This window comes from Paenibacillus taichungensis, assembly GCF_013359905.1.
Taxonomy (GTDB): Bacteria; Bacillota; Bacilli; order Paenibacillales; family Paenibacillaceae; genus Paenibacillus; species Paenibacillus taichungensis.
Window position 1 is genome coordinate 53,838 of sequence record NZ_JABMCC010000084.1, and the last position, 14,006, is coordinate 67,843.

14 protein-coding genes and 1 tRNA gene are annotated in these 14,006 nt (G+C 45.1%); 1 reads left to right on the plus strand and 14 read right to left on the minus strand.

The window, feature by feature from the left end:
- Positions 1-225 precede the first annotated feature (225 nt).
- From HP548_RS01950 to HP548_RS01965, 4 genes are all read right to left on the minus strand, one after another.
- Positions 226-316: transfer RNA gene (locus tag HP548_RS01950), tRNA-Ser, on the minus strand.
- A gap of 112 nt (positions 317-428) precedes the next feature.
- Positions 429-638 carry a DUF951 domain-containing protein gene (locus tag HP548_RS01955; RefSeq protein ID WP_063567381.1) on the minus strand — a complete coding sequence of 70 codons (210 nt, stop codon included), beginning with the start codon at positions 636-638 and terminating at the stop codon, positions 429-431.
- Positions 628-1,563, minus strand: a complete 936-nt coding sequence (locus HP548_RS01960) for a mechanosensitive ion channel family protein (RefSeq protein ID WP_175380712.1) — start codon at positions 1,561-1,563, stop codon at positions 628-630. Before HP548_RS01960 ends, HP548_RS01955 begins: the two co-directional genes overlap by 11 nt.
- 14 nt (positions 1,564-1,577) lie before the next feature.
- Entirely contained in the window at positions 1,578-1,841 is a 264-nt protein-coding gene (locus HP548_RS01965) for a DUF3343 domain-containing protein (protein ID WP_175380713.1), read from the minus strand.
- Between the two features lie 116 nt (positions 1,842-1,957).
- Here HP548_RS01965 and yyaC point away from each other — a divergent pair, with 116 nt between their 5' ends.
- Positions 1,958-2,563, plus strand: a complete 606-nt coding sequence (gene yyaC, locus HP548_RS01970; RefSeq protein WP_099857731.1) for a spore protease YyaC — start codon at positions 1,958-1,960, stop codon at positions 2,561-2,563.
- Here the strand turns inward: yyaC and HP548_RS01975 are convergent.
- From HP548_RS01975 to HP548_RS02020, 10 genes are all read right to left on the minus strand, one after another.
- The gene (locus HP548_RS01975) at positions 2,538-3,038 is read right to left on the minus strand and encodes a DUF4446 family protein (RefSeq protein ID WP_099857729.1); all 501 of its coding nucleotides are present in this window, start codon (positions 3,036-3,038) and stop codon (positions 2,538-2,540) included. The two genes, yyaC and HP548_RS01975, sit on opposite strands and share 26 nt — an antisense overlap.
- Positions 3,039-3,257: 219 nt before the next feature.
- Entirely contained in the window at positions 3,258-4,439 is a 1,182-nt protein-coding gene (locus tag HP548_RS01980; protein WP_175380714.1) for an aminotransferase class V-fold PLP-dependent enzyme, read from the minus strand.
- 152 nt (positions 4,440-4,591) lie between these two features.
- Entirely contained in the window at positions 4,592-5,437 is an 846-nt protein-coding gene (locus HP548_RS01985; protein WP_024629526.1) for a ParB/RepB/Spo0J family partition protein, read from the minus strand.
- Positions 5,430-6,191: a ParA family protein gene (locus HP548_RS01990; protein ID WP_024629525.1), complete on the minus strand. Its 762-nt coding sequence runs from the start codon at positions 6,189-6,191 to the stop codon at positions 5,430-5,432. The genes HP548_RS01985 and HP548_RS01990 overlap by 8 nt, the downstream gene beginning before the upstream one ends.
- Positions 6,192-6,376: 185 nt before the next feature.
- Positions 6,377-7,195, minus strand: a complete 819-nt coding sequence (gene noc, locus HP548_RS01995) for a nucleoid occlusion protein (protein ID WP_076287180.1) — start codon at positions 7,193-7,195, stop codon at positions 6,377-6,379.
- A 761-nt stretch (positions 7,196-7,956) separates the two neighbouring features.
- Complete coding sequence (rsmG, locus tag HP548_RS02000; RefSeq protein WP_076287179.1) at positions 7,957-8,679, minus strand: 16S rRNA (guanine(527)-N(7))-methyltransferase RsmG; 723 nt, start codon at positions 8,677-8,679, stop codon at positions 7,957-7,959.
- Complete coding sequence (gene mnmG, locus HP548_RS02005; protein WP_175380715.1) at positions 8,679-10,568, minus strand: tRNA uridine-5-carboxymethylaminomethyl(34) synthesis enzyme MnmG; 1,890 nt, start codon at positions 10,566-10,568, stop codon at positions 8,679-8,681. Before mnmG ends, rsmG begins: the two co-directional genes overlap by 1 nt.
- Positions 10,569-10,789: 221 nt before the next feature.
- Positions 10,790-12,166: a tRNA uridine-5-carboxymethylaminomethyl(34) synthesis GTPase MnmE gene (gene mnmE, locus HP548_RS02010; protein WP_076287177.1), complete on the minus strand. Its 1,377-nt coding sequence runs from the start codon at positions 12,164-12,166 to the stop codon at positions 10,790-10,792.
- 221 nt (positions 12,167-12,387) lie between these two features.
- Positions 12,388-13,089, minus strand: coding sequence for an RNA-binding cell elongation regulator Jag/EloR (jag, locus tag HP548_RS02015; protein WP_076287176.1), 702 nt, complete (start codon positions 13,087-13,089; stop codon positions 12,388-12,390).
- On the minus strand, positions 13,086-13,970 hold the full coding sequence (locus HP548_RS02020) for a YidC/Oxa1 family membrane protein insertase (RefSeq protein WP_076287175.1): 885 nt from the start codon (positions 13,968-13,970) through the stop codon (positions 13,086-13,088). Before HP548_RS02020 ends, jag begins: the two co-directional genes overlap by 4 nt.
- Positions 13,971-14,006 lie beyond the last annotated feature (36 nt).

A 14,006-nucleotide genomic window follows, 5' to 3' on the forward strand; every position in this document is an offset into this window, starting at 1 on the left:
AAGCACGAGCAAGTTTCTGATCGTTACGACCGATTGTTTCCTAACAAACCGAATGCATCGCCGAATGAAGAGCCCTTAGGGGCTCTTTGTTTTTTTTCAATTACAAATGATAATCAATCAACAAAATTAAAAATAAAAGACCTTCCAGATGGAAGGCCTTTTTTGCATGTATAAAGCTCAACACACGTTGAGTAAGTTGTTCAATTAAAAAGCAAGATCTATTAGTGGCGGAAAGGGTGGGATTCGAACCCACGCACGCTGTGACACGCCTAACTGATTTCGAGTCAGCCCCCTTGGGCCTCTTGGGTACCTTTCCGCAGCAATAATGATTATAGCATGATCATTTACAGAACGCAATACCTAAGCTGTGCCTGCATGTAAACGTTATTATGGAGTGCGAAAAGAGTAAACATTACCGCATTTTTTCATTAGGATTCAGACGAATCCTCTGTTGAACGAAGTACCTTTTTCATGTTTTTCTCGAATTTCGCTCTGGGAATTAATACACTGTGTTTACATCCTACACATTTGATACGAATATCCATGCCCATCCGGATAATCTCCATCTCATTGCTGCCACATGGATGCTGCTTCTTCATCTGCACAATGTCCCCAAGCTGGAAACTTTTACGCTCCACCAATGCCATCCCCCTCATCCTTCTCCTGAGCTGCTGCTTGCTCTAATGCTGCTTGATTGCTCATCTCATGATACTCCAGTGTTTTCTTCACATCACTCTGGATTTGGCGCTCTACAGATGCCCTGGAGTTAGGCAAGCATTCAGCAACAATGCGAACCACATATTCCGAGGTAGACATCGACTGGATACCAAGCACGTCAGGTACTTTAACGATGTTCAGATCTCGATCCTCAATCCCAGTCAACGCTCGTTTCACCAAGTGTACTGACTCGTCCAGGGTCTGTTCGCCCTTCATCGGAATGTCCACAACTGCAAGGGAATTAGACATCGAGTAATTAGTTACACTTGCAATCGTACCATTTGGAATAATGTGTACCTCACCCTGCCAGCTAACCAGCTTGGTTGTTCTCAGTCCAATGACCTCAACCGTTCCTTTATAGGTGCCTGTTTGAATAACATCGCCTACTGCGAATTGATCCTCCAATATAATGAAGAAACCCGTAATAACATCCTTCACCAATCCTTGGGCACCAAAACCGATAGCCAGTCCAAGTACTCCCGCACTCGCTAACAATGGTCCAACTTTCACGTTGATCTCAGATAACAGTAACAGAATCATAATGAAATTACATGTTATGGAGGTCGCATTTTTCATCAACTCTCCCACCGTTATAAATCTCCGTGGGTTGACTCGAATCTTGCCTTCCTGCTTACGTGCCATCGTGCGATCTATAATACGTGATACAATCTTGATCACAATACGCGTAATAATGAAAATAATAATGATACGGATCGAACTGAACAGAATATTAAACCACATATCTGCATCAGCGATTTTATTCCATAATTCGTCTGTCCAGCGAATGGCTCCCTTTATAGTCTTCTGTGGATCAGGCGAGGTCGTAGCAAACTTAAATGGCAACATAGATCAAACCTCCTCTACATGGGTATGTTATCATAGCTGTCAGCGGTTTTGAAATAGAGGCCTCGGATCTCCACAAATTCGTTACGAATGATTTGTATCACTCTCTCCAGATCTTCTTTTGGAAACTGAATACATAGAGCACAGCCCGCTGTGATCTCTTTCGGGGTAGGAAATAAGTCGATCTCAATCTCGGCAAACTCCAGCAGCATTTCTGCCCGCAGCGCCTGCTGGGTGGAATCAAAAGCAATCAGCATCCAATCATCAATCCACTCGTCCATGTCCGTCTCCTTTCGCGATACATCCATCCCTTTGAAAAAGCTTGTCCCCACGAAGTATAAAACGTTCTATCCTTCCATATACTGTTACTACTATTCCAAGGGAAAGGATAGATCCTATGAATCCCATTTCGCATTCCTTCTCATCTCAAGACATGGCCAGCCTGAAAATCCCACATACAGATCCAGGCATTCACTCAGCCATCATTCATCGTTTAATGTTCCATCTCTATAAAGCTCATTCTTTGCAAAATGTAGTTGTCGTCTGTATCGGTACAGATCGCTCTACCGGTGACTGCCTTGGCCCGCTCGTCGGCTCATCGCTTGCCAAGTGGGACAGCCCTCTATTCCATCTCTATGGCACATTGGATGAACCCGTACATGCAATGAACCTACAGGACACCCTTCACAAAATACACAACACACATCACAACCCTTATGTGATCGGCATTGATGCCTGTCTGGGACAGTCTTCGAGTGTAGGATGTATCCAGGTCGTGAATGGACCGCTCAAACCAGGAGCGGGTGTAAATAAAGAATTACCGCCGGTCGGCGATATCCATCTTACAGGTATCGTTAACGTCGGCGGCTTTATGGAATACTTTGTTTTACAGAACACACGTCTCAGTCTCGTCATGCGCATGTCCGAGATTATATCCAGCAGTCTCTACTCCGCTATTCGCGAATGGCATACCCGTTCTACTCTGCTTGCTGTGCCAGAGTAATGGCTTCCTTTTCCTCAGGGGAAAGAGTATACGTGGACTCTCCCCCTTTAAGAGGTTTAGCATATACATAGGAACCGTCTCGATTATAGATACCAGTGAGTACCATACCGTCCTGGCTATCGTTAACCATTGCCATGGAGAAACTAAGATCACTGCCAAGCTCCCCATATGCGTTATACCGTTTCACGCCCACTTTACCCTGGATACGGGTCAGCTTCTGCATGACAGCCTGTAACTGATCCGTTTGCAGTGTATGCTCATCCTCAATGCTGTCCATCTGAATTTTCAGATTGATTAACAGCGACTCCAGATCTTCCACTCCACTGCCAGCCATCATGGCCTCATATTTCCGTTTAAACTTCCGTAGCTTTGCGCCTTGAGCAATACTTATGATAAGCAAAATCACCAAAAGTAAAGCCATGCCGCCAATAATCCATATCAGCTGTTCCAGAATCAGCTCATTTAATTCAGCCATGTAGTGCAACTACCCCTCTGTTGGTTTGTTCAGGTTAACGTTTGTACCTTCAAACGTACTCCACATCATACATCATCGATCCATTCAGCCAAGAAAAGCATCCAACGCTCTAATGTAACCGTCAAGCTTACCCTTATTATTCACCAGATAACCCATACAGCTAATCACTCGTTTTAGCCTCTTACCTCTTTTGCTTTTTGCTTATTCAAGCGTTGAAATTCATGTTTTATTAGGACTGATTCCTACCGATTTTGATGCTGTTAATTCGATAACTGCTTCGATCAACGCATCGACATCTTCTCTTGATGTACTATACCCCACGCTCGCTCTGACAGCCCCACTTGCCGTTGTACCAGCTGACTCATGGGCAAGAGGTGTGCAATGAAAACCTGAGCGCACAGCGATGCCATAACTTCGGTCTAATTGAAAAGCGAGCTGAGCCGAATCATACCCTTCAACAGTAAAGGATAACAATCCCGTACGCGGCTGTCCAATTTCAGGGCCAAGCATTCGAATCCCCTGTACTGATGATAACCCATCCATCATATGCTGAGTCAAATCCCACTCCTGTTTATATATGAATTCAGGTGTCAGTTCAAGCACATGCTGCACTCCGGCTGCCAGACCTGCTATACCCACGGTATTGGGCGTACCCGCCTCATAGCGATCAGGACGAACAAGTGGCTGCTCAATTGCCTCAGATTGGCTTCCTGTCCCGCCGTGAAGCAATGGTTGCACATCCAGCTCAGGAGCAATGTACAGTCCACCTGTTCCCTGCGGTCCCAACATTCCTTTATGCCCTGGAAAGGCGAGCATATCGATGCCAAGCTGCTTCACATCCATAGGGATAATTCCAGCACTTTGAGCAGCGTCAACAAGCAAAGTCACCTGATTTTTTTGACACATCAGTGCAATTTCACCAATAGGCAGAATACTCCCCAGCAGGTTCGAACTATGCGTGCAGACAACCAATCTTGTATTGGAACGAAACAAGCGTGCGAATTGGACCAGGTCGATCTCCCCGGCTGCATTAACAGGCACATAATCAACCTCTACATTACGAGATCTGCGCATGTACTCCAGTGGCCGTCTTACTGAATTATGTTCAGCCATCGTAGCAATGACATGATCGCCTTCTCTTAGCCACCCTTGAATAGCAAGATTCAAAGCTTCTGTGGTATTAGAACCCAGAGCGATATCATTGGCATTACGAACACCCAAAAGAGTGGATATCGCTTTTCTGGCACCAAATAAAACTCGGCTCGCCTGTACTGCCATCCGGTGACTTCCTCTGCCTGGGTTCGCCCCTGCCACATCCAGAGCCTTTATCATGGCTTCCCCGACAGCAGGTGGCTTAGGCCAAGATGTCGCTGCATGATCCAGATAGATAACTCCCTCCACCTCATGACCACCTCTGTCCCTAATTGATTGTTATGGTTTGATATAATCCCTAGAAACAAACAATGACATATCGTTTCTCCATGGTACAGAGGCGATATGTCATCACATGAAAAAGCCCCGCATGTTGTTCATCGATCATGGAGTCATGACTATTATTGCAACAGTTCCAACAGTCGCTCCAGATCTTGTTTGCTGTAGTAGTTGAGCTCAATTTTGCCTTTATCTTTGTTATGCTTAATTTTCACCGTTGTTTTAAACCGTTCACGTAAAGACTCTTCCAATGTATCAATAAACGGATCTTTTTTCTTTAACTTGGATTTTGCTTTCGCTTCACCCGTTTTGGAACGATCCAATTGTTGAACAGCCTCTTCCAGTTCACGTACACTCCACTGTTGATCAATAGTTTGTTTTGCCAGCTGCTTCACAAGGCTTTCATCTTTAACGCCGACGATAGCACGTGCATGCCCCATTGACAATGTTCCACGTGAAACATGATCCTTCACTTCTTCCGGCAATGATAACAAACGCAGGAAGTTAGCGATGTGAGAACGTGATTTGCCCACTTTTACGGAGAGCTCTTCCTGGGTTAACCCAAACTGGTCCATCAGCCCCTGATAAGCAACTGCAACTTCCATCGCATTCAGATTCTCACGCTGCAGGTTCTCGATTAAAGCAATCTCCATAACCTGCTGATCACTGAAATTACGAACTACAGCAGGCACAGTGGCATTACCGCAATACTGGGAAGCTCTGAAACGTCGTTCACCAGCAATAATTTCATAACCTCTCAAAACAGGTCGTACAATAATAGGTTGTATAACACCATGTTGACGGATCGATTCAGCGAGTTCATGTATCGCATCCTCATCAAATACTTTACGAGGTTGGTAAGGGTTTGCCCGCAGTTGACTAATCGGGATTTCTACGACTTTATCGTCGTCATTAATTGAAAGCGAAGGAATGAGGGCATCAAGACCTTTTCCAAGCCGCTTACTCATAAGAAATCACTTCCTTTGCGAGCTCTAAATAAACTTCAGCCCCACGGGATCGAGGATCATACGTAATGATTGACTGCCCATGAGAAGGCGCCTCACTAAGCCGCACATTGCGCGGAATAATGGTCTGATACACCTTTTGTTGAAAATACTTCTTCACTTCTTCAATCACTTGAATGCCCAGATTCGTACGAGCATCAAACATCGTCAGCAATACTCCTTCAATCTGTAGGGACGTATTCAGATGTTTCTGCACCAAACGCACCGTGTTAAGCAATTGGCTCAACCCTTCGAGCGCATAATACTCACACTGAATCGGAATGATCACCGAATCGGAAGCTGTCAACGAGTTAATCGTTAACATGCCGAGGGAGGGTGGACAATCGATCAGTATGTAATCATAGTTTTTTTTCACCATGGCGAGTGATTTTTTCAGGCGGACTTCCCGTGATATCGTCGATACCAGTTCAATCTCGGCTCCGGCAAGCTGAATCGTTGCAGGTATGATATGAAGGCCTTCAATCTGAGTTTCCACAATCGCTTCTTGAGGGGGAACTTCATTAATGATGACATCATATATACAATTGGCCACATCTGCTTTGTTGATTCCGACTCCGCTGGTTGTATTCCCCTGGGGGTCAATATCGACAAGCAGCACCCTTTTCCCGAGCGAAGCCAGTCCTGCACCCAAGTTAACAGATGTCGTCGTTTTCCCCACACCGCCCTTTTGATTTGCTACGGCCATAATCTTAGACAATTACTTCACCTCAAATAAAATAGGAGTCTTTTCTTGTAGGTTGTGAACTACAGTTAACAAAAAGCAGGTGGCTATCATCCACACAAACATCAACTACCGTTTCTTCATGGTGCTATTCTACGCTGTTCATGCCACTCTCAACTTTATAGACAGAAAAAGCGGCCCATTGCCGCCTTAAGCTTCAATTATTTGCGTTTCGGGATATGGATAACGATCTCGTAATGGTCCTCATGGTCCGCTTCCTTGGTTTTGATGTCTAGACCGGAGCCCGATACCATATCAATGGATTGACGAATCGTATTAAGTGCAAGTCTAACGTCCTTCGTGAAGGAGATACGTTTGGATTTTTTGATCTTCGAGGATTCCTTGTAAAAGGCAACTCGTGCTTCCGTTTGTTTGACATTCAACTCTTTATCAATAATTTCGCCGAGCAATTTCATTTGCAACTCTTCCGTATCCAATGATAGCAAAGCTCTGGCATGACGCTCCGAAATCTTACGTTCCATCAGTGCTGTCTTAATGCCCTCCGGAAGCTGTAACAACCGGATTTTGTTGGCGATCGTCGACTGGCTTTTGCCTAATCGCTGCGCAAGACTTTCCTGTGTAAGTTGGTGCAGGTCAATCAATTTCTGATAAGCAACAGCCTCTTCAATTGAAGTGAGTCCCTCACGCTGCAGGTTTTCGATCAATGCGATGGACGCTGCCTGAGAGTCGTTGAATTCACGCACAATGGCCGGAATATGATCCAAGCCCAGTTTTCGAACTGCACGCCAGCGACGTTCCCCGGCGATAATCTCATATGATCCATTTCGTACGCGGACGACAATCGGCTGAATAACTCCATGTGTCTTGATCGTCTGCAACAACTCATCAATTTTATCATCATCAAAAATAGTACGGGGTTGATATGGGCTGCTCACAATTTCATTGACCGGAATTTGTTTAATCTCATCTCCGTTATTGCGCTCCGCCAAACCAAACAACTTCGAAAATTGTTCTTTCATTCCGTATATTACCACCTAGTTTCGTAATAGCTCCCGCAGAATTGCAGGTGCTTCTTATTCAATATGCGACCCTTCCAAATGCTGTCGTTCTTCGAATAAGTTTTGCCTTCCATGACGCTTTCTGTAACCTATACAATAATGCTCAAAAATCTATCTATACATATAATCTATGATCTCTGTAATCCAGGACCGGATACTTCTATTCTATCATCTTTTCTTCCATAATCCTATGTTTACCTATTCTTTAAACTCTTCTAATTTTCCTGCTTTTTCTTCATGAACATTAGCTATATGACCTGTTTGTACCCATTAAGATATGGAAGATCTCTGTAAACAGGACCTGCTCCTAGTAGCTACGCTGTGCGCTCGTTTAATACCATGAAAAAATGAATTTTCATAAGATAGCCTCAGTGGCAGAATAAACTCTTTCATACTTGTCTTTCTATTCTATAGCTACTACTATTGCCGATGATCTTTCTCTATCCATAGGTCAATGACCTTCATTCAAGAATAGCTGTAACAAGAAAAGGATTTTCCATCAAAAAAACTTCTACGCTAAATGAATTAAATTTCCGATTCTGTTTTCTCTACTCTTATGTACTCGTAATGTGGATACTATCTATATCTTGATAAAAAATCAAAAAAACAAAAAGAGGATGTTTCACGTGAAACATCCTCTTTACTCTTATTCAAAGTTCTTCATTAAATAAACGAAGAATGATCCTCTTACCATTTTAATATATACGATGTTACGCCAAAAACTATACCAAAGGTGTTTTTAATGGTGTTCCTGGTTTACGTGGATATTTAAAAGGTGTCTTATCAAACTTCTGAATCAGAATGATATGACGTGCCGACTCTTCAACAGGTAGCTGGAACGGATGAACTGCTTTTACCCGTCCTTTCAGCTGGTTAAAGCTGAATTCAGCCTCCTTCATTTCTTCGCGCGGGTCTCCGCCCTTCATTGCAGCGAATAATCCACTTTTGCGAACAAAAGGCAGACAGAATTCATTAAGCACCGCTAGCTTAGCAACTGCACGCGCAGTAACAAGGTCGTAGCTGTCACGATATCCTTCTTTGCGTCCAAGTTCCTCGGCACGACCATGAATCAATTCTACATCGGTCAAGCCGAGCGTATCTACAACATGCTGCAAAAAGCCAATACGTTTATTTAGAGAGTCAATGATCGTCAGCTTGATATGTGGAAAACAAATTTTAAGTGGTAGTCCTGGGAACCCAGCCCCTGAACCAATGTCTGCAAGTTTGTTTACCTTCGACATATCTGTATAAAATGCCAGCGATACCGAATCATAGAAATGCTTTGTATATACTTGTTCACGTTCGGTAATCCCGGTTAGATTCATCTTTTCATTCCAAGCTACCAGCTCCTGAAAATATAACTCAAATTGCTCCAACTGGCGTTCATCCAGCTCCAGTCCATGTTTCTTCAGGCGCCGTTGTAGCTGCTGTTGAATATCGTCCATTATTGTCCCCTTGCTGCGGTTACACGGTTATAATGCTCCAGGTAAACCAGCAGAATGGAGATATCCGCAGGAGTAACCCCAGCTATACGGGACGCCTGTCCTATCGAGATTGGACGAATCGTAGCGAGCTTCTGCTTTGCTTCCATAGCAAGACCATGAATTTCATCATATATAATCGTGTCCGGAATTTTCTTTTTCTCCATTTTTTGCAAACGTTCCACGTGGATCAATTGTTTCTCAATATAACCCGCATATTTGATTTGAATTTCCACTTGCTCTTTCATATCAGCGGTCAGTTCCACCTCGGAAGGTGAGATCTGCTCAATCCAGTCATACCCGATCTCTGGGCGGCGCATCAATGTCAGAAGTGTGCTGCCATCTTGAATCGGTGTAGAACCAATCTCTTCCAGCTTCGGATTCACTTCGACAGGGCGAACTTTAGCTGCCTTCAGACGATTCACTTCCTGTTCTACTTTTGCCTTTTTGTCCAGGAATTTAGCATAACGCTCATCAGGAATCAAACCAATATCATGACCAATTTCCGTCAAACGCATATCGGCATTATCATGACGAAGCAACAAACGATATTCTGCACGAGAAGTCAGCAGACGATAAGGTTCATTCGTACCTTTGGTTACGAGATCATCGATCAGCACACCAATGTACCCTTGGGAGCGATCGAGTACGACAGGCTCTTTATCCTGTACTTTACGTGCAGCGTTGATACCGGCCATTACGCCTTGCCCTGCCGCTTCTTCGTACCCGGAGGTTCCATTAATCTGCCCTGCTGTGAACAGACCTGGCAGACGTTTCGTTTCCAGTGAAGGCCACAACTGTGTAGGCACCATTGCATCATATTCAATAGCGTAGCCATTACGCATCATTTCTACTTTTTCCATACCCGGGATGGAACGAAGGACCGCCAATTGAACATCCTCTGGCAGACTTGTAGACAGACCTTGTACATAGTATTCCGATGTGTTTTTGCCTTCTGGCTCCAGGAAAATCTGATGCTTCGGCTTATCGCTGAAACGCACAATTTTATCCTCGATCGATGGGCAATAACGCGGTCCGGTACCTTCAATAACTCCTGAGAACATTGGAGCACGGTGGAGGTTATCATTAATAATCTGGTGTGTCTCCACAGACGTATACGTCAACCAGCAAGGCAGCTGCTCATTATCGGAAGATTCCGTTTCATAAGAAAAGAACTTCGGCTTGTCATCACCTGGCTGAATTTCCGTTTTGCTAAAATCAATCGTATCCTTATGCACGCGCGGTGGTGTACCTGTTTTAAAACGGACCAGGTCGAAACCAAGCTCACGCAGATGTTCGGATAACTTAAGGGAAGGCTGTTGATTATTTGGACCACTCTCGTACATCAACTCACCCATAATTACTTTACCGCGCAGATACGTACCTGTTGTCAAAACAACGGCTTTGGCCCGATACTCGGTACCCGTCTGAGTAACCACACCTACGCACTGTCCGTCTTCAACGATCAGCCGATCAACCATGCCCTGACGCATCGTCAGATTGCGTTCATTCTCCATCGTTTCTTTCATCGTATGCTGGTAAGAAAATTTATCCGCCTGAGCACGAAGCGCATGCACAGCAGGTCCTTTACCTGTGTTAAGCATTCGCATCTGAATAAAAGTCTTATCGATGTTCCGTCCCATTTCTCCACCAAGTGCATCAATCTCACGTACGACATGTCCTTTTGCCGGTCCCCCAATAGATGGGTTACAAGGCATGAAGGCCACCATATCCAGATTGATGGTAATCATCAGTGTTTTCGAACCCATACGGGCTGCAGCCAATGCCGATTCCACACCAGCATGTCCTGCACCAACGACGATTACATCATAACTTCCGCCATCAAAAGCCATTCCAGTTTACCTCCTTTTTGCCGCCGCACGCCTAAATTCATGCAAACGATCTATTTTCTGTAAAAACTACGAAACGCGATTCACACTAAATGGAATGCATTTCGATCTATATTAAGCCATCAAGTCTATAGATACTTCAGACATATTCGCGGATTCTTTGACCACCCACAGATGGACTTTATTATCATACTACTTTTCAGAGCCGGTATGTTTGTCAGGTGTTATTTTCCGAGGCAGAATTGAGAGAAAATTTGATCAATCAACGCATCGTGCGCTGTATCGCCCACGATCTCACCCAGCTGCTCCCATGCCAGACGAACATCGATCTGGATCATATCAATGGGAATCAACTGCTCTGCCGCTTCATAGGCATCAATGAGCGACTGTTTCGCTTTTTTGAGCAAAGCAATATGACGCACATTGCTGACATACGTCAGGTCGGCCGACTCCAGCTTGCCGCTGAAGAACAACGTCGAGATGGCATCTTCCAATCGGTCCACGCCCAGATCATCTTTCACCGACATCGGAACAAGCCGTTCCTCAGGGATGTAACGAAGCAGCACTTCGCGGTCCGCCTGCGGCGCTAAGTCCATTTTATTCATAATAATTATGGATTGTCTACCGCGGATTTGTTCCAATAATTCAATCTCGTCCTCATGCAGCGGCTCCGCAGCATTGATAACCATCAATAACAGATCCGCCTCATTCACAGCAGAGCGAGAACGCTCCACCCCGATTCTTTCCACGACATCCATCGTTTCCCGAATACCTGCCGTATCGAGCAGTTTGAGCGGTATGTTGTTAATCGTAACAAACTCCTCAATGACGTCACGCGTTGTACCCGGAATGTCCGTTACAATTGCCCGATTGTCCTGGGCCAACGTATTGAGTAATGAAGATTTCCCTACGTTTGGCCGGCCTACGATCGCAGTTGTGATCCCTTCACGCAGTATCTTTCCTTGCTCTGCTGTTACCAGCAATTTATCGATTTCAGTCATCACCTGACTGGATTTTTCTTTAATAAATTCAGAGGTTAGTGACTCTACGTCATGCTCAGGATAATCGATATTTACTTCGATGTGAGCAAGAGTCTCCACCAATGTGTATCTGAGATCACGCAGCTTGGACGACAATTTGCCCTCCACTTGCTTGAGTGCAACGGAGAACGCCCGATCAGATTTGGAACGAATGAGATCCATGACCCCTTCCGCCTGGGACAGATCAATCCGTCCATTGAGAAAGGCACGCTTTGTGAACTCGCCGGGTTCAGCGAGGCGAATATCGAGCTGCAACAACAGATCCATTACGCGCTTAACCGACACCACTCCGCCATGGGCGCTAATCTCCACGACATCCTCTGTTGTGAAGGATCGTGGCGCCCGCATCACTGTAACCAATACTTCCTCAATTTTCTCGCCAGTCCCCGGATCTACAATATGACCGTAATGAACCGTGTGGGATGCTGCCTGTGTTAGTGGGGTTTTGCTGCGAAAAATCTTCTCCGTCTCCGACACCGCATCCGGGCCGCTCACCCGGATTACAGCGATACCCGCTTCTCCGACCGCTGTTGATATCGCTGTAATCGTATCACTAATCATCGTTATCTCTCCTTGCTCTATTTTAAAATTGCGCCCCTCGGGACGCTATATTAATTTCTATATATAGTTCAGTTGTTCGGTTACACAACGCTTCTTATCGATCATTCATATCTTGATATGGCTTTATTGAAGTCGCTCTATAGTTTTGGAAAAGTACTTCTGTACGAAAAAAGCAATGGCTTCTGCACCGGGCAGGAAGCCATTGCGTCTTCAATTTCGTGTTATTTCGTCGTAATGACCACGCGCCGATTAGGCTCCTCGCCCTTGCTGTATGTCTTAATCTGCGAGTGATTTTGCAATTTCGCATGAATGACTTTGCGTTCGAGTGGCGGCATTGGCTCCAGCACAACTTCCTTGCCAGTGCGAATGGCCTGTCCAGCCAAACGTTCAGCCAGATCCTCCAGCGTCTTGCGTCGACGTTGACGGAAATTCTCTGCATCAAGTACGATGCGAACGAAGCTTTCCGAATAACGATTTGCTACAATGTTCGTTAAATATTGAAGGGCATCCAGCGTCTGTCCACGTCTACCAATAATCATGCCCAGGTCTTCACCGGCAATATTGAAGATATGTCCATCCCGCTGTTTTTTGATATGCACTTCAACATCCAGTCCCATACCTGCTGCCACTTCTTTTAAGAAAGCAGCCGCTTCCTCATAGGGATTTTTAGCAGCCACACCCTCAAGTGTTTCTTCAACCTGAGGTATATGTGCGGCCGGCTTGATCGGCTGTGACACAGGTTCAGGCACAGGCAGAAGTTTCACTTCCACTTTAGCGGCCTTAACCCCGATCAAACCCAGGAATCCTTTTGACGGCTGCTCTAACACTTGTATCTCGACCTTGTCCCGGCTCACGCCAAGCTCAGCCAATCCTTGGTTTACAGCATCTTCAACGGTTTTTCCTGACGCAATGACTTTGGTCATTTCGATTTTTTGGCCCCTTTCGAACCTTTTCCAGAGACAGTTGCCTTGCCACCGTTTTTGCGTTTAGCTCCATTTCCATTTTTGGAAGAGCTGGTCTGCTTCACGTTGACCTCAGCCACGACTTTATCATTATTCCGGTAAAGGAAATAGTTTTGCACGATCGTGTAGATATTACTGTAGAACCAGTATAGTGGCAATGCAGCCGGGAACTGATACGACATAACGAAGATCAATATCGGGTACACCCACAGCATGAATTGCATCGGTCCGACTTGCTGTGCAGGATTCATACGCATCATCATCCACGTTTGGACAAATGTTGTGATGGCTGCCAGCACTGGCAAAATAAACAGGTGATCGGGTGATCCGAGTTGTAGCCACAAGAAATCATGTGTTCTCAGACTGGAGTTTCCGTAAATTGAGTTATAAAGTGCGATGTAAATCGGCATCTGAATGATAAGTGGCAGACAACCGGCCATCGGATTAACTTTGTTCTCCTGAAACAACTTCATTGTTTCTTGCTGAACTTTCTCAGGTGTATCTTTATACTTGGCTTGAATTTCTTTCAATTGCGGCTGAATAGCTTGCATCGCCTTGGAACTGCGAACCTGCTTCATTGTCAGCGGCAAGATTAACGTCCGTACAATTAACACCATCACAAGGACGGCCAGTCCATATTCACCGTTAAACCAGTTGGCAAATGTATCGAGCGCCAGTGAGAACCAATAAATAACATTGGCTTGCCAAAAAGAATCACTATTCTTCAGATCTTCCGTAGTAACCCCCGAACCTTGCGGAGTACACCCGGCTAGTACAGTGACCATTGCAATGACTGCAATGAGGAGAATCCACTTCCCCTTTGATGTCTTCAATCGCGACACTTCATAACCCCTCTCTTAACCATTCCATTCCACCGT

Coding starts and splice junctions, on each gene's coding strand:
- HP548_RS01960 (WP_175380712.1), bottom strand. CDS start 1,563: ATGTTGCCATTTAAGTTTGCTACGACCTCGCCTGATCCACAGAAGACT.
- HP548_RS01965 (WP_175380713.1), bottom strand. CDS start 1,841: ATGGACGAGTGGATTGATGATTGGATGCTGATTGCTTTTGATTCCACC.
- yyaC (WP_099857731.1), top strand. CDS start 1,958: ATGAATCCCATTTCGCATTCCTTCTCATCTCAAGACATGGCCAGCCTG.
- HP548_RS01975 (WP_099857729.1), bottom strand. CDS start 3,038: ATGGCTGAATTAAATGAGCTGATTCTGGAACAGCTGATATGGATTATT.
- HP548_RS01985 (WP_024629526.1), bottom strand. CDS start 5,437: ATGAGTAAGCGGCTTGGAAAAGGTCTTGATGCCCTCATTCCTTCGCTT.
- noc (WP_076287180.1), bottom strand. CDS start 7,195: ATGAAAGAACAATTTTCGAAGTTGTTTGGTTTGGCGGAGCGCAATAAC.
- rsmG (WP_076287179.1), bottom strand. CDS start 8,679: ATGGACGATATTCAACAGCAGCTACAACGGCGCCTGAAGAAACATGGA.
- mnmG (WP_175380715.1), bottom strand. CDS start 10,568: ATGGCTTTTGATGGCGGAAGTTATGATGTAATCGTCGTTGGTGCAGGA.
- mnmE (WP_076287177.1), bottom strand. CDS start 12,166: ATGATTAGTGATACGATTACAGCGATATCAACAGCGGTCGGAGAAGCG.
- jag (WP_076287176.1), bottom strand. CDS start 13,089: ATGACCAAAGTCATTGCGTCAGGAAAAACCGTTGAAGATGCTGTAAAC.